Raw genomic sequence first — 14,581 nt, 5'->3', positions numbered from 1 at the left:
ATAGCGATATCGGCTACGAGAACCGGCGTAGGTCACGAGGAAGACGGAGACGCGGTGCCCACCATCCAGCAGCTGGTCCGTAAGGGCCGACAGGACAAGGTCGCAAAGAACAAGACCCCGGCGCTGAAGGGGAGTCCGCAGCGTCGTGGTGTGTGCACGCGTGTCTACACCACTACGCCGAAGAAGCCCAACTCCGCTCTGCGCAAGGTCGCTCGCGTGAAGCTGAGCAGCGGCATCGAGGTGACTGCCTACATTCCCGGCATTGGTCACAACCTCCAGGAGCACAGCATCGTGCTCGTCCGTGGTGGTCGTGTGAAGGACCTGCCGGGCGTCCGCTACCGAATTGTCCGCGGTTCGCTCGACACCCAGGGTGTCCGGGGCCGCAAGCAGGCGCGTAGCCACTACGGCGCCAAGAAGGAGAAGTAAGCATGCCGCGCAAGGGCCCGGCGCCGAAGCGCCAGCTCATCACCGACCCGGTCTACGGCTCGCCGCTCGTCACGCAGCTGATCAACAAGGTGCTGCTCGACGGCAAGCGCTCCATCGCCCAGCGCGTCGTCTACGACGCCCTGGAGGGCGCCCGCGAGAAGACCGGCCAGGACCCGCTCGTCGTTCTCAAGCGCGCCCTGGACAACGTCAAGCCCGCGCTTGAGGTCCGCAGCCGCCGCGTCGGTGGCGCGACCTACCAGGTGCCGGTCGAGGTTCGCGCCTCCCGGTCCACCACGCTGGCCCTGCGCTGGCTGGTCTCCTACTCGCGTCAGCGCCGTGAGAAGACCATGACCGAGCGTCTGATGAACGAGTTGGTCGACGCCAGCAACGGTCTCGGCGCGGCCGTCAAGAAGCGTGAGGACACGCACAAGATGGCCGAGTCGAACAAGGCCTTCGCTCACTACCGCTGGTAAAGCGGCTGGATCGGAACAGACCGAGGGACGACGAGCCTCATGGCTAAGACTTTGCTTGACCTGGCCAAGGTGCGAAACATCGGCATCATGGCCCACATCGACGCGGGTAAGACCACGACGACTGAGCGCATCCTGTACTACACCGGTGTCACCCACAAGGTGGGTGAGGTCCACGACGCGCCGCCACGATGGACTGGATGAAGGAGGAGCAGGAGCGGGGTATCACCATTACCTCCGCTGCTACCACCACCCACTGGGCCGACCACACCATCAACATCATCGACACGCCCGGCCACGTCGACTTCACGGTCGAGGTCGAGCGTTCGCTGCGTGTCCTCGACGGTGCGGTCGCGGTGTTCGACGCCAAGGAGGGCGTGGAGCCCCAGTCGGAGCAGGTCTGGCGTCAGGCTGACCGCTACGGCGTCCCGCGCATCTGCTTCGTCAACAAGATGGACAAGATCGGCGCCGAGTTCCAGCGCTGCGTGGACATGTTCCGCGAGCGTCTGGGCGCGAACGCGATGCCGATCCAGCTGAACATCGGCGCCGAGAGCGACTTCAAGGGCGTCATCGACCTCGTCCGGATGAAGGCCTACGTCTGGAACGAGGAGGCCGCGCTGGGCGAGATGTACGACACGATCGACATCCCGGACACCCACGCGGACGCCGCCCGCGAGGCGCGCGACCAGTTCATCGAGACGCTGGCCGAGGCCGACGACGAGATCATGGAGCTGTTCCTGGAGGGCCAGGAGCCCACCGTCGAGCAGCTGGTCCCGGCGATCCGTCGTGCCACCATCGCCGGCACCGCCGTGCCGGTGCTGTGCGGCACCGCGTTCAAGAACAAGGGCGTCCAGCCCCTGCTCGACGCGGTCACCGACTACCTTCCCTCGCCCCTGGACGTCGAGGCCATCGAGGGTCACGACCCCAAGGACGAGACCGAGGAGACCAAGCTCTCCCGCAAGCCGAGCGTCGACGAGCCCGCGTCCGCCCTGGTCTTCAAGATCATGAGCGACCCGCACCTGGGCAAGCTGACCTACGTGCGCATCTACTCCGGTGTGCTCCAGGCCGGCTCCCAGGTGCAGAACAGCGTCAAGGGCCGCAAGGAGCGCATCGGCAAGATCTACCGCATGCACTCCAACAAGCGTGAGGAGATCAGCGAGGCGGGCGCGGGCGACATCGTCGCGGTCATGGGTCTGAAGGACACCACGACCGGCGAGACGCTGTGCGACCAGTCGGCTCCGATCGTTCTGGAGTCCATGTCGTTCCCGGCTCCGGTCATCGAGGTGGCCATCGAGCCGCAGACCAAGAGCGACCAGGAGAAGTTGGGCATCGCGATCCAGCGCCTGGCCGAGGAGGACCCCTCCTTCCAGGTGGCCACGGACGACCAGACCGGCCAGACCGTGATCTCGGGCATGGGCGAGTTGCACCTCGAAGTGCTGGTCAACCGCATGCGCGACGAGTTCAAGGTCGCGGCGAACATCGGCAAGCCCCAGGTGGCGTACCGCGAGACCATTCGCAAGAAGGTCGAGGGGCACGTCTACACCCACAAGAAGCAGACCGGTGGCTCGGGCCAGTTCGCCAAGGTCAAGATCAACATCGAGCCCCTTGAGACGGAGAGCGGCGACGCCACCGGCTACGAGTTCGTCAACGCGGTCACCGGTGGCCGCATCCCGAGGGAGTACATCCCGTCGGTCGACGCGGGCTGCCAGGAGGCCGCCGAGCTGGGTGTGCTCGCGCACTACCCGCTCGTGGGCGTCAAGGTGACCCTCACGGACGGCCAGTACCACGAGGTCGACTCGTCCGAGATGGCCTTCAAGACGGCCGGTTCGATGGCCTTCAAGGAGGCCGTCCGGCTCGCGAAGCCCACCCTCCTGGAGCCGGTCATGGCCGTCGAGGTCACCACTCCCGAGGACTACATGGGCGACGTCATCGGCGACCTGAACTCCCGTCGTGGACAGATCCAGTCCATGGACGAGCGTTCCGGCGTGCGGGTCGTCAAGGCCCAGGTTCCTCTCTCCGAGATGTTCGGCTACGTGGGTGACCTTCGTAGCCGCACGCAGGGTCGAGCCAACTACTCGATGGTGTTCGACTCCTACGCGGAGGTTCCGTCCACTGTCGCCCAAGAAATTGTGGCGAAGGTCCGCGGCGAGTAGTCGCTCGCGGACACGTAACCAGCCCGCTTCCGCGGCCGCGGGAGCGGGCACCAGATAGCTCTGTACGTCTAGGAGACATCCAGTGGCGAAGGAAAAGTTCGAGCGGACTAAGCCGCACGTCAACATCGGCACCATCGGTCACATTGACCACGGCAAGACCACGCTGACCGCGGCCATCACCAAGGTTCTGCACGACGCGTACCCGGACCTGAACCCGTTCACCCCGTTCGAGGACATCGACAACGCTCCCGAGGAGCGCGAGCGCGGCATCACCATCTCCGTCGCCCACGTCGAGTACCAGACCGAGGCGCGTCACTACGCCCACGTCGACTGCCCTGGCCACGCCGACTACGTGAAGAACATGATCACGGGTGCGGCCCAGATGGACGGCGCGATCCTGGTCGTGGCCGCCACCGACGGCCCGATGCCGCAGACCAAGGAGCACGTGCTCCTGGCCCGCCAGGTCGGCGTGCCCTACATCGTGGTCGCCCTGAACAAGGCCGACATGGTGGACGACGAGGAGATCTTCGAGCTCGTCGAGCTTGAGGTCCGCGAGCTCCTCAGCGAGTACGAGTTCCCGGGCGACGACGTCCCCGTCACCAAGGTATCGGCGCTCAAGGCCCTTGAGGGCGACGCCAAGTGGGGTGAGTCCGTCCTCGAACTCATGAAGACGGTCGACGAGAACATCCCCGAGCCCGAGCGTGACACGGAGAAGCCGTTCCTCATGCCGATCGAGGACGTCTTCTCCATCACCGGTCGCGGCACCGTCGTCACCGGCCGCATCGAGCGCGGCATCGTCAATGTCAACGAGACCGTTGACATCGTCGGCATCAAGGAAGAGAAGCAGACCACCACGGTCACCGGTGTCGAGATGTTCCGCAAGCTGCTCGACCAGGGCCAGGCCGGCGACAACGTCGGTCTGCTCCTGCGCGGCATCAAGCGCGAGGACGTCGAGCGCGGCCAGGTCGTCATCAAGCCCGGCACGACCACCCCGCACACCGAGTTCGAGGGCCAGGTCGTCATCCTGTCCAAGGACGAGGGTGGCCGCCACACGCCGTTCTTCAACAACTACCGCCCGCAGTTCTACTTCCGCACGACCGACGTCACCGGCGTCGTCACGCTGCCGGAGGGCACCGAGATGGTCATGCCCGGTGACAACACCGAGATGACCGTCCATCTCATCCAGCCGGTCGCGATGGAAGAGGGCCTGAAGTTCGCCATCCGCGAGGGTGGCCGGACCGTGGGCGCCGGTCGCGTCACGAAGATCCTCAAGTAGCACCCGGGTCGGGGCGGCGAATGAGCGCCCCGACGCGGTGGCCGGGCCGTGCTCGCACGGCCCGGCCACCGCACCACTCAAGACGTCATCGGGCTCTGTGACGGTGACGCACCGCAGGGGCAAGCCCTGTTGCGGTTTCTCAAGGGAATAGGGGCTCACGGCACACGGCGGTCTCCGCCGAGGCCTGGGCGTCTGTGACCGGGACAGAACACCGTTACGGACACTGAAGCGAAGGACGAACAGGCCACATGGCGGGACAGAAGATCCGCATTCGGCTAAAGGCCTATGACCACGAGGTCATCGACAGCTCGGCGCGCAAGATCGTCGAGACCGTGACGCGAACTGGCGCACAGGTCGCGGGCCCGGTGCCGCTGCCGACGGAGAAGAACGTTTACTGCGTCATCAAGTCGCCGCACAAGTACAAGGACTCGCGCGAGCACTTCGAGATGCGCACGCACAAGCGGCTGATCGACATCATCGACCCGACGCCGAAGACCGTCGACTCGCTCATGCGGCTCGACCTGCCGGCGGGCGTGACATCGAGATCAAGCTTTAAGGACGCACAGACATGGCCACCAAGCAGATCAAGGGAGTTCTGGGCGAGAAGCTCGGCATGACCCAGGTCTTCGACGACGCGGGCAGGATCGTGCCCGTGACGGTTCTGAAGGCCGGTCCGTGCGTCGTGAGCCGCATCCGGACTCCGGACACCGATGGCTACTCCGCTATCCAACTCGGCTACGGGCAGATCAACCCGCGCAAGGTGAACAAGCCGCTCGGCGACTACCTGCGCAAGAACGATCTGACCCCGCGCCGGCACTACGTCGAGGTCCGCACCGAGGACGCCACCGAGTACCAGCTCGGCCAGGAGGTCACCGCGGACTCGTTCGAGAGCGGCCAGAAGGTCGACGTCACGGGTAAGAGCAAGGGCAAGGGCTTCGCCGGTGTGATGAAGCGCCACGGTTTCCGTGGTCTGTCCGCCTCGCACGGCACGCAGCGCAAGCACCGCTCTCCCGGTTCCATCGGCGGCTGCGCCACGCCCGGCCGCGTTTTCAAGGGCATGCGGATGGCCGGGCGCATGGGCAACGTGCGCAAGACCGTCCAGAACCTGACCGTCCACTCCGTGGACGCGGAGAAGGGCCTCATCCTGGTCAAGGGTGCTGTTCCCGGTCCCAACGGCGGTCTGGTGCTCGTCCGCACCGCTGTGAAGGGGGACAAGTAAGCCATGGCCGAGATCGAGGTCAAGAACCCCGAGGGCGGCGCCAAGGGCAGCGTCGAGCTGCCGGAGAGCGTCTTCGCCCAGCAGGTCAGCATCCCGCTGATCCACCAGGTCGTGAACGGCCAGCTGGCCGCCGGCCGTCAGGGCACCCACGCCACCAGACCCGCGGCGACGTCCGCGGCGGTGGCAAGAAGCCCTACCGCCAGAAGGGCACCGGTCGGGCTCGCCAGGGCTCCATTCGCGCCCCGCAGTACACCGGCGGCGGCACGGTTCACGGCCCCCAGCCGCGCGACTACTCCCAGCGCACCCCCAAGAAGATGAAGGCCGCCGCCCTGCGCGGGGCCCTCTCGGACCGGGCGCGTCACGGGCGTATCCACGTCCTCACCACCTTCGTGGCCGAGGACGTCGACACCAAGCTCACGCAGACGGCCCTCAAGGCGCTGCGTCAGGTGACCGAGTCCGACAAGGTCCTGGTCGTCCTGGCCCGCGAGGACGAGCACAACCGGCGCGCCCTGCGCAACCTCGAGGAAGTCCACATCCTCGACGCGGACCAGGTGAACACCTACGACGTCCTCTACTCGGACGACGTGGTCTTCACCGAGGCGGGCTACGCCGAGTTCCTGGCCCACGCGCCGGTGCCAAGCGCGCAGTCCGAGGAGGACGACCAGTGAGGATCGCCGACCACCGGGACATCATCATCGAGCCGGTGATCTCCGAGAAGAGCTACGGGCTCATGGACGAGAACAAGTACACGTTCATCGTTCGCCCGGACGCCAACAAGACCCAGATCAAGATCGCGGTCGAGAAGATCTTCGAGGTGAAGGTCACGAGCGTGAACACGATCAACCGCAAGGGCAAGCGCAAGCGGACCCGCTTCGGTTACGGGAAGCGTCCGGACACCAAGCGCGCGATCGTCAGTGTCGCCGAGGGCGACCGGATCGACATCTTCGGTGTCTGACCTTCCGGGTCTTGACCGCTACACACCAGTAACACGTAAAGGAATGCGCGAAGAAGATGGGCATTCGTAAGTACAAGCCGACGACGCCGGGTCGTCGCGGTTCCAGCGTGAGCGACTTCGTCGAGATCACGCGCTCGGAGCCGGAGAAGTCCCTGGTGCGTCCGCTCCACTCCAAGGGTGGGCGCAACGGCCACGGCCGCATCACCGCCCGCCACCAGGGCGGCGGTCACAAGCGGGCCTACCGCGTGATCGACTTCCGCCGCCACGACAAGGACGGCGTGCCGGCCAAGGTCGCTCACATCGAGTACGACCCCAACCGCACGGCCCGCATCGCTCTGCTGCACTACGTCGACGGTGAGAAGCGCTACATTCTGGCGCCCGCCGGCCTCAAGCAGGGTGACCGTGTCGAGAACGGTCCGCAGTCGGACATCAAGCCCGGCAACTGCCTCCCGCTGCGCAACATCCCCACGGGTACGTTCGTGCACGCGGTGGAGCTCAAGCCGGGTGGCGGCGCCAAGCTCGGCCGCTCCGCGGGCTCCCAGATCCAGCTCCTGGCCAAGGAGGGCCGGTACGCCACGCTGCGTATGCCCTCCGGTGAGATGCGCATGGTGGAGATCACCTGCCGCGCGACCGTCGGCCAGGTCGGCAACGCCGAGCAGTCCAACATCAACTGGGGCAAGGCCGGCCGCTCGCGGTGGAAGGGCAAGCGCCCGACCGTCCGCGGTGTGGTCATGAACCCGGTCGACCACCCGCACGGCGGTGGTGAGGGCAAGACCTCCGGTGGACGGCACCCGGTCAGCCCCTGGGGTAAGAAGGAAGGCCGGACCCGGGCCAAGAACAAGGCCAGCGACAAGCTCATCGTGCGGCGTCGGCGTAGCGGTAAGAAGAAGCGGTAAGGAGCACGTCTGATGCCACGTAGCCTGAAGAAGGGTCCCTTCGTCGACGACCACCTGATCAAGAAGGTGGAGACGCAGAACGAGAAGGGGACCAAGAACGTCATCAAGACGTGGTCCCGGCGGTCCATGATCGTCCCGGAGATGATCGGCCACACGATCGCCGTCCACGACGGTCGCAAGCACGTCCCCGTGTTCGTGTCCGAGTCGATGGTCGGCCACAAGCTCGGCGAGTTCGCTCCCACGCGTACTTTCCGCAGCCACGTCAAGGAAGACCGCCGTAGCCGCCGTTAGCGGTTGCAGCAGGAGAAAGAACCATTTCTCCACGGTGAGTGGAGATGAATTTCCGTGAGCGAGGGAAAAGCGATGGGAACGAGGGCTCAGGCACGGTTCGTCCGTGTTACGCCCCGGAAGGCCCGCCGGGTGGTGGACCTTATTCGCGGGTTGCCCGCTGACGAGGCACAGGCGGTGCTCCGGTTCGCGCCCCAGTCGGCGAGCGAGCCTGTTGGCAAGGTACTGGCCAGTGCCATCGCCAACGCTGAGCACAATGACAAGCTGGACCGTGAGTCGCTGGTGGTCGAGCGCGCGTGGGTGGACGAGGGTCCGACCCTGAAGCGCATTCGTCCGCGAGGCTTCGGCCGAGCCTTCCGGGTGACCAAGCGCACGAGCCACATCACCGTGGTCGTCGCTGAGGACTCGGGCGCCTCGTCCAAGACGAAGGAAAGGACCCGATAGTGGGGCAGAAGGTTAACCCGCACGGGTTCCGCCTCGGTGTCACGACCGACTTCAAGAGCCGCTGGTACGCGGACAAGTCCTACAAGGACTACGTGAAGGAGGACGTGGCGATCCGCCGGATGCTGACCGGCGACATGGAGCGCGCCGGCATCTCCAAGGTCGAGATCGAGCGCACCCGTGACCGCGTCCGCGTCGACGTCTACACCGCCCGGCCGGGCATCGTCATCGGCCGCCGCGGCGTGGAGGCCGACAAGATCCGCACCAAGCTGGAGAAGCTGACCGGCAAGCAGGTCCAGCTGAACGTCTTCGAGGTCAAGAACCCCGAGACCGACGCCCAGCTCGTCGCCCAGGGCGTGGCCGAGCAGCTGAGCAGCCGCGTGGCCTTCCGCCGCGCGATGCGCAAGGCCATGCAGAGCGCCGTCAAGAGCGGCGCCAAGGGCATCCGTATCCAGTGCGGTGGCCGTCTGGGCGGGGCCGAGATGTCCCGTTCGGAGTTCTACCGCGAGGGTCGGGTCCCGCTGCACACGCTGCGCGCCGACATCGACTACGGCTTCTTCGAGGCCCGTACGACCTTCGGCCGCATCGGTGTGAAGGTCTGGATCTACAAGGGCGACGCGCCCGCGACCCGCGCCGAGCGCGAGGCGGCCCAGGCCGCCCAGCGTTCCGCCGGCGGTGGCGGTGGCGGTGGCGGTCAGCGCCGTGAGCGTCCCCAGCGCCGTCGCCGCGGCGGCGGCCAGCAGGGTGGCCAGCAGGGCGCCGAGTCCAAGGCCCCGGCTGAGCCCGCGAAGACCGAGGGGAGCTGACCAGTGCTTATTCCTCGTAAGGTCAAGTACCGTAAGCAGCACCACCCCGACCTTCGTGGCAAGGCCAAGGGCGGGACCACGGTGACCTTCGGCGAGTTCGGCATCCAGGCGCTCGAATCGGCCTACGTGACGAACCGCCAGATCGAGGCCGCGCGTATCGCCATGACGCGGCACATCAAGCGTGGCGGCAAGGTGTGGATCAACATCTTCCCGGACCGCCCGCTGACCAAGAAGCCCGCCGAGGTCCGGATGGGTTCCGGCAAGGGTTCGCCCGAGTGGTGGGTCGCGCCGGTCAAGCCCGGTCGCGTGATGTTCGAGCTGTCGGGCGTGCCCGAGGCCGTGGCGAAGGAAGCCATGCGCCGTGCGATGCACAAGCTCCCGATGAAGTGCAAGTTTGTTAAGCGGGAGGGGGAGTGATGGCGAAGTCCGTGACTGCCCACGAGCTGCGCGACCAGTCCGTCGAGGACCTGGTCGAGAAGCTCAAGGAAGCGAAGACCGAGCTCTTCAACCTCCGCTTCCAGGCCGCCACCGGCCAGCTCGACAACCACAGCCGGCTGCGTACCGTCAAGCGTGAGATCGCGCGGATCTACACGGTCCTGCGCGAGCACGAGCTGGGCATCGTCCCGCTGTCTGGTGAGTCGGCTGAGGAGACGAAGGAAGCAGCCGAATGAGTGAGAACCAGACCGCGACCCGCAACTACCGCAAGGTGCGCGAGGGCTACGTCGTCAGCGACAAGATGGACAAGACCGTCGTTGTCGAGGTCGAGGACCGCGTCAAGCACGCCCTGTACGGCAAGGTCATCCGTCGGACGACCAAGTACAAGGCGCACGACGAGGCGAACTCCTGTGGCGTCGGTGACCGGGTCCGTTTGATGGAGACCCGGCCGCTCTCCGCGACGAAGCGTTGGCGCGTCGTGGAGATCCTGGAGAAGGCTAAGTAACCCCGGCCTGCTGGCGGCCGACACGCGTTGTCGGCCGCCGGCGCGAGGGGTGAGACCACCTAGCCGTGCGGCAGTGGACCGCACGCATCACATCAGGAGCAGACGTGATTCAGCAGGAGTCGCGACTCAAGGTCGCCGACAACACGGGTGCCAAGGAGATCCTCACCATCCGTGTTCTCGGTGGCTCGGGTCGGCGCTACGCCGGGATCGGCGACACCATCGTCGCCACGGTGAAGGACGCCCTGCCTGGCGCTGGAGTCAAGAAGGGCGACGTCGTCAAGGCCGTTGTCGTGCGCACCGTCAAGGAGCGCCGCCGGCCCGACGGCTCCTACATCCGCTTCGATGAGAACGCTGCCGTGCTCATCAAGGACGGTGGGGACCCGCGAGGCACCCGCATCTTCGGCCCGGTCGGCCGCGAGCTGCGGGACAAGAAGTTCATGCGCATCATTTCGCTTGCGCCGGAGGTGCTGTAGGCGATGAAGATCAAATCTGGCGACGAGGTCATCGTCATCGCCGGCAAGGACAAGGGTGCCACGGGCAAGGTCGTCAAGGCCATGCCGCGCGAGGACCGTGTCGTCGTCGAGGGCGTCAACCTGGTCAAGAAGCACAGGAAGGCCAACCCGGCGGGCGGCCAGCAGGGCGAGGTCGTCACCAGGGAGGCCCCGATCCACGTGAGCAACGTCGCGCTCGCGGAGAACGGGAAGGCCTCCCGGGCGGGCTACCGCTTCGAGGAAGACGGAACCAAGGTTCGGGTCTCCCGCCGCACTGGTAAGGACATCTGATGACGGTCACCAACGACATCACGGTCCCTCCGATGCCGCGGCTGAAGGAGAAGTACCGTAACGAGATCGCGCCCTCCCTCAAGGAGGAGTTCGAACTCGCCAACATCATGCAGATCCCCGGTCTGACGAAGATCGTGGTCAACATGGGTGTCGGCGAGGCGGCGCGGGACGCGAAGCTGATCCAGGGCGCGATCGCCGACCTGTCGGCGATCACCGGTCAGAAGCCGCGGATCAACCGCGCGAAGAACTCCATCGCGCAGTTCAAGCTGCGCGAGGGGCAGCCGATCGGCGCCAGCGTCACGCTGCGCGGCGACCGGATGTGGGAGTTCCTCGACCGGCTGCTCTCGCTGGCCCTGCCCCGGATCCGCGACTTCCGCGGTCTGTCCCCGAAGCAGTTCGACGGCAACGGGAACTACACGTTCGGGCTGACCGAGCAGGTCATGTTCCATGAGGTGGACCCGGACAAGGTCGACCGGCAGCGTGGCATGGACATCACGGTCGTCACCACGGCGACCAACGACGACCAGGGCCGCAGCCTGCTCAAGCGGCTCGGTTTCCCGTTCAAGGAAGCCTGAGGGGTAACCACAGATGGCCAAGAAGTCCCTGATCGCGAAGGCGGCCCGCAAGCCGAAGTTCGCCGTTCGCGCGTATACTCGATGCTCGCGGTGCGGCCGCCCCCGCGCCGTCTACCGGAAGTTCGGCCTGTGCCGTATCTGCTTCCGTGAGATGGCCCACCGGGGCGAGCTGCCCGGTATCACCAAGTCGAGCTGGTAGTTCCGGGACGGTCCCGTGGGACCTCTCGTCGAGGGAGGATCACGGGGCCGCCCCCGGAGCCACCGGCCGGTGGCTCAACAGCAGTGGCCGAACCCGCAGGACGCGGGGTTCGGTCCAGTACCAACCAACCATCAGGGCACGGCAGTCCCTCGGGGATCGCGGTGCCCACGACCACGCCGTAGGTCCGTTTGTGCACCCTCGCGGGATCGCCCGCGCAGGGACAGGCCCTGGGAAGGCCCGCACTCGGAAACCGCGGTGAGGAAGGGCCAGTCGGCCATGACGATGACCGACCCGATCGCAGACATGCTGACCCGTCTGCGCAACGCGAATTCGGCGTACCACGACACCGTGGTGATGCCGTATTCCAAGATCAAGGCGCACATCGCCGAGATCCTCCAGCAGGAGGGCTACATCCAGGGCTGGCGCACCGAGGAGGCCACGGTCGGCCGGAGCCTCGTCCTGGAGCTGAAGTACGGCCCCACCCGTGAGCGCTCCATCGCGGGCATCCGCCGGGTCTCCAAGCCCGGTCTGCGCGTGTACGCGAAGAAGGAGAACCTGCCCCGGGTGCTGGGCGGGCTCGGCGTGGCGATCATTTCGACGTCCGGCGGCCTGATGACCGACAAGCAGGCCAAGAAGCGTGGCGTTGGCGGCGAAGTCCTCGCCTACGTCTGGTAACAGGGAGAGATTGAAGCATGTCGCGTATCGGTCGACTGCCGATCTCGGTCCCCAAGGGCGTCGAAGTCACGATTGACGGGCAAGACGTCACTGTCAAGGGGCCGAAGGGCGAACTCAAGCACACCGTCACCGAGCCGATCACCGTCGCCAAGGACGAGTCCGGCGTCATCACGGTGGTGCGTCCCGACGACAAGCCGGAGAACCGGTCGCTGCACGGTCTGACCCGTGCGCTGATCGCCAACCTCATCGAGGGCGTCTCCAAGGGCTACGCCAAGACGCTGGAGATCCACGGTGTGGGTTACCGCGTCCAGGCGCGCGGTTCCAACCTGGAGTTCTCGCTGGGCTTCAGCCACCCCGTCGTGGTGGAGCCCCCGGATGGCATCGCCTTCCGCGTCGAGAAGCCGACCCTCCTCCACGTCGAGGGCATCGACAAGCAGCTGGTGGGTCAGGTCGCGGCGAACATCCGCTCTCTGCGCAAGCCTGACCCGTACAAGGCCAAGGGCGTGCGGTACCAGGGTGAGCACATCCGCCGCAAGGCCGGAAAGGCTGGTAAGTAGGCATGGGCATCACCGTGAGCCGCAAGCGGACCGCCAAGCGCACCGTCTCGCGTGCGCGCCGCCAGTTCCGCGTCCGCAAGAAGGTGCTGGGCACCGCCGAGCGTCCGCGCCTGGCCGTTTTCCGCTCCTCCAAGCACATCGTCGCGCAGGTCATCGACGACACGAAGGGCCACACGCTGGCCGCCGCCTCCTCCGTCGAGGCGGACGTTCGTGGGCTCGACGGCACGAAGTCCGACAGGTCCGCCAAGGTGGGCGAGCTCCTCGCGCAGCGCGCGAAGGACGCGGGTGTCTCCAAGGTCGTGTTCGACCGCGGTGGTAACCAGTACGCCGGCCGTATCGCCAAGCTCGCCGAAGCGGCGCGCGAGGGCGGACTGGAGTTCTAGCCGATGACCGCTGTACTTGGCAAGATCAATCACGAGAAGAGGAACCACTGATGGCTGCAGCACCGCGGCGCGGCGCCGGTGGCGAGCGGCGTGATCGCCGTGACGATCGCCGCGGCGGCGCCGCAGACAAGGGTGTCTCCTACATCGAGAAGGTCGTGACCATCAACCGGGTCGCGAAGGTCGTCAAGGGCGGCCGTCGCTTCTCCTTCACCGCCCTGGTCGTCGTCGGCGACGGCAACGGCATGGTCGGTGTCGGTTACGGCAAGGCCAAGGAGGTCCCGGCCGCGATCGCCAAAGGCGTCGAGGAGGCGAAGAAGAACTTCTTCCGCGTCCCCCGCGTCCAGGGCACGATCGTGCACCAGGTCCAGGGCGAGGACGCCGCGGGCGTCGTCCTCCTCCGTCCGGCCGCCCCGGGTACCGGTGTGATCGCCGGTGGCCCCGTGCGCGCCGTTCTGGAGTGCGCCGGCATCCACGACGTCCTGAGCAAGTCGCTCGGTTCGTCGAACCCGCTGAACATCGTGCACGCCACCGTGGCGGCTCTGAAGGGCCTCAACCAGCCCGAGGAGATCGCCGCCCGCCGTGGTCTGCCGATCGAGGACATCGCTCCGGCCGCGCTCCTGCGTGCTCGTGCCGAGGCGAAGGCAGGAGCCTGACCATGGCCAAGCTCAAGATCACGCAGACCCGTTCCAAGATCGGCGGCAAGGAGAAGCAGCACGCTGCGCTCCAGTCGCTGGGCCTGGGGCGGATCGGCAAGTCCACCGTCCGTGAGGACCGCCCCGAGGTTCGTGGGCAGATCACGATCGTCTCGCACCTCGTCTCTGTCGAGGAGGTTGCCGAATGAGCGACTACAACCCCGACGAGCTGCTCAAGCTGCACCACCTGCGGCCGGCCCCGGGCGCAACAAGGCCAAGACCCGCAAGGGCCGCGGCGAGGCGTCCAAGGGCAAGACCGCCGGTCGCGGCACCAAGGGCACGAAGGCTCGTAACACGGTGCGCCCCGGTTTCGAGGGCGGTCAGATGCCGCTCATCCGGCGGGTGCCCAAGCTGAAGGGCTTCAGCAACGCCCGGTTCAAGACGACCTACCAGGTCGTCAACCTGGACCGCCTGACCGAGCTCTACCCCGAGGGTGGCGCGGTCACGGTCGAGGACCTGGTCGCCAGGGGCGCGGTTCGCAAGAACCAGCCCGTCAAGGTGCTGGGGACCGGCGAGATCACCGTCGCCGTCCAGGTGAGCGCGAACGCGTTCTCCGCCTCGGCGAAGGAGAAGATCACCGCGGCCGGTGGCTCCGCCACCGAGCTGTAGGGGTCTTCCCCGCGATGCGACTCCATGGGCGCCCGCTCGGCAGGTCAGTGACAGACCCGTCGGCGGGCGTCCTCGCGCGTTACGAGCGGCGATCGTTATGACAGTCGGTCCGCCGTCAGCGGGTGATGACTGTTACAGTGCCATCTGTTCGAGCCCCCCACTTGACGTAATGTGAATACTTCCGAGCACTGGGCACGTGCCCCGTGCTGACGATCAACGACGATTCAGGATCGGCCGCG

General features: G+C 66.5%; 21 protein-coding genes and 5 pseudogenes. All 26 read left to right on the top strand.

The annotated features are described in order from the left end of the window. The first annotated feature begins 54 nt into the window (after positions 1-54). Positions 55-426 carry a 30S ribosomal protein S12 gene (gene rpsL, locus BJF83_RS25435; protein WP_014912437.1) on the top strand — a complete coding sequence of 124 codons (372 nt, stop codon included), beginning with the start codon at positions 55-57 and terminating at the stop codon, positions 424-426. Positions 427-428: 2 nt separating this feature from the next. Then, complete coding sequence (gene rpsG / locus BJF83_RS25430; protein ID WP_017598533.1) at positions 429-899, top strand: 30S ribosomal protein S7; 471 nt, start codon at positions 429-431, stop codon at positions 897-899. A 39-nt stretch (positions 900-938) separates the two neighbouring features. Further along, positions 939-3,049: pseudogene (gene fusA, locus BJF83_RS25425) on the top strand (elongation factor G). 82 nt (positions 3,050-3,131) lie between these two features. Continuing rightward, positions 3,132-4,325, top strand: a complete 1,194-nt coding sequence (gene tuf / locus BJF83_RS25420) for an elongation factor Tu (protein ID WP_075928307.1) — start codon at positions 3,132-3,134, stop codon at positions 4,323-4,325. Positions 4,326-4,573: 248 nt separating this feature from the next. After that, positions 4,574-4,881 (top strand): annotated as a pseudogene (gene rpsJ / locus BJF83_RS25415) (30S ribosomal protein S10). 12 nt (positions 4,882-4,893) lie between these two features. Beyond that, on the top strand, positions 4,894-5,544 hold the full coding sequence (gene rplC, locus BJF83_RS25410; RefSeq protein ID WP_075928306.1) for a 50S ribosomal protein L3: 651 nt from the start codon (positions 4,894-4,896) through the stop codon (positions 5,542-5,544). Between the two features lie 3 nt (positions 5,545-5,547). After that, positions 5,548-5,718, top strand: a pseudogene (gene rplD, locus BJF83_RS30150) (50S ribosomal protein L4); the annotation flags it as partial. A 23-nt stretch (positions 5,719-5,741) separates the two neighbouring features. Continuing rightward, positions 5,742-6,212: pseudogene (gene rplD, locus BJF83_RS25405) on the top strand (50S ribosomal protein L4); the annotation flags it as partial. Next, on the top strand, positions 6,209-6,499 hold the full coding sequence (rplW, locus tag BJF83_RS25400) for a 50S ribosomal protein L23 (protein WP_075928305.1): 291 nt from the start codon (positions 6,209-6,211) through the stop codon (positions 6,497-6,499). The pseudogene rplD (BJF83_RS25405) and the gene rplW, both read left to right, overlap by 4 nt. A 56-nt stretch (positions 6,500-6,555) precedes the next feature. Then, positions 6,556-7,395 carry a 50S ribosomal protein L2 gene (gene rplB / locus BJF83_RS25395; RefSeq protein ID WP_017598540.1) on the top strand — a complete coding sequence of 280 codons (840 nt, stop codon included), beginning with the start codon at positions 6,556-6,558 and terminating at the stop codon, positions 7,393-7,395. A 12-nt stretch (positions 7,396-7,407) separates the two neighbouring features. Next, the gene (rpsS, locus tag BJF83_RS25390) at positions 7,408-7,686 is read left to right on the top strand and encodes a 30S ribosomal protein S19 (RefSeq protein ID WP_073700518.1); all 279 of its coding nucleotides are present in this window, start codon (positions 7,408-7,410) and stop codon (positions 7,684-7,686) included. Between the two features lie 72 nt (positions 7,687-7,758). Next, on the top strand, positions 7,759-8,127 hold the full coding sequence (gene rplV, locus BJF83_RS25385; RefSeq protein WP_075928304.1) for a 50S ribosomal protein L22: 369 nt from the start codon (positions 7,759-7,761) through the stop codon (positions 8,125-8,127). Beyond that, positions 8,127-8,930 (top strand): 30S ribosomal protein S3, encoded by an 804-nt coding sequence (gene rpsC, locus BJF83_RS25380; RefSeq protein WP_075928303.1) that lies wholly within the window; start codon positions 8,127-8,129, stop codon positions 8,928-8,930. Before rplV ends, rpsC begins: the two co-directional genes overlap by 1 nt. Before the next feature lie 3 nt (positions 8,931-8,933). Next, positions 8,934-9,347, top strand: coding sequence for a 50S ribosomal protein L16 (gene rplP, locus BJF83_RS25375; protein WP_075928302.1), 414 nt, complete (start codon positions 8,934-8,936; stop codon positions 9,345-9,347). Continuing rightward, positions 9,347-9,601 carry a 50S ribosomal protein L29 gene (rpmC, locus tag BJF83_RS25370; protein WP_017598545.1) on the top strand — a complete coding sequence of 85 codons (255 nt, stop codon included), beginning with the start codon at positions 9,347-9,349 and terminating at the stop codon, positions 9,599-9,601. The genes rplP and rpmC overlap by 1 nt, the downstream gene beginning before the upstream one ends. After that, complete coding sequence (gene rpsQ, locus BJF83_RS25365; RefSeq protein WP_017598546.1) at positions 9,598-9,870, top strand: 30S ribosomal protein S17; 273 nt, start codon at positions 9,598-9,600, stop codon at positions 9,868-9,870. The genes rpmC and rpsQ overlap by 4 nt, the downstream gene beginning before the upstream one ends. A gap of 104 nt (positions 9,871-9,974) precedes the next feature. After that, positions 9,975-10,343 (top strand): 50S ribosomal protein L14, encoded by a 369-nt coding sequence (gene rplN / locus BJF83_RS25360; protein WP_075928301.1) that lies wholly within the window; start codon positions 9,975-9,977, stop codon positions 10,341-10,343. 3 nt (positions 10,344-10,346) lie between these two features. After that, the gene (gene rplX, locus BJF83_RS25355; RefSeq protein WP_075928300.1) at positions 10,347-10,652 is read left to right on the top strand and encodes a 50S ribosomal protein L24; all 306 of its coding nucleotides are present in this window, start codon (positions 10,347-10,349) and stop codon (positions 10,650-10,652) included. After that, positions 10,652-11,227: a 50S ribosomal protein L5 gene (gene rplE / locus BJF83_RS25350; protein ID WP_075928299.1), complete on the top strand. Its 576-nt coding sequence runs from the start codon at positions 10,652-10,654 to the stop codon at positions 11,225-11,227. Before rplX ends, rplE begins: the two co-directional genes overlap by 1 nt. A gap of 13 nt (positions 11,228-11,240) precedes the next feature. After that, entirely contained in the window at positions 11,241-11,426 is a 186-nt protein-coding gene (locus BJF83_RS25345) for a type Z 30S ribosomal protein S14 (protein WP_075928298.1), read from the top strand. Between the two features lie 276 nt (positions 11,427-11,702). Beyond that, complete coding sequence (gene rpsH, locus BJF83_RS25340; protein ID WP_075928297.1) at positions 11,703-12,101, top strand: 30S ribosomal protein S8; 399 nt, start codon at positions 11,703-11,705, stop codon at positions 12,099-12,101. Positions 12,102-12,118: 17 nt separating this feature from the next. Further along, on the top strand, positions 12,119-12,658 hold the full coding sequence (gene rplF, locus BJF83_RS25335) for a 50S ribosomal protein L6 (protein ID WP_075928296.1): 540 nt from the start codon (positions 12,119-12,121) through the stop codon (positions 12,656-12,658). A gap of 2 nt (positions 12,659-12,660) precedes the next feature. Next, positions 12,661-13,041, top strand: a complete 381-nt coding sequence (gene rplR, locus BJF83_RS25330) for a 50S ribosomal protein L18 (RefSeq protein WP_075928295.1) — start codon at positions 12,661-12,663, stop codon at positions 13,039-13,041. 50 nt (positions 13,042-13,091) lie between these two features. Further along, positions 13,092-13,694 (top strand): 30S ribosomal protein S5, encoded by a 603-nt coding sequence (gene rpsE / locus BJF83_RS25325; protein ID WP_017598553.1) that lies wholly within the window; start codon positions 13,092-13,094, stop codon positions 13,692-13,694. Between the two features lie 2 nt (positions 13,695-13,696). Continuing rightward, positions 13,697-13,882, top strand: coding sequence for a 50S ribosomal protein L30 (gene rpmD / locus BJF83_RS25320; protein WP_017598554.1), 186 nt, complete (start codon positions 13,697-13,699; stop codon positions 13,880-13,882). Continuing rightward, positions 13,879-14,342, top strand: a pseudogene (gene rplO / locus BJF83_RS25315) (50S ribosomal protein L15). The gene rpmD and the pseudogene rplO overlap by 4 nt, the downstream one beginning before the upstream one ends. The last annotated feature ends 239 nt before the right edge of the window (positions 14,343-14,581 follow it).

Source organism: Nocardiopsis sp. CNR-923, from assembly GCF_001942255.1.
Taxonomy (GTDB): domain Bacteria; phylum Actinomycetota; class Actinomycetes; order Streptosporangiales; family Streptosporangiaceae; genus Nocardiopsis.
This window is presented reverse-complemented; position numbering and strand designations above follow the sequence as displayed.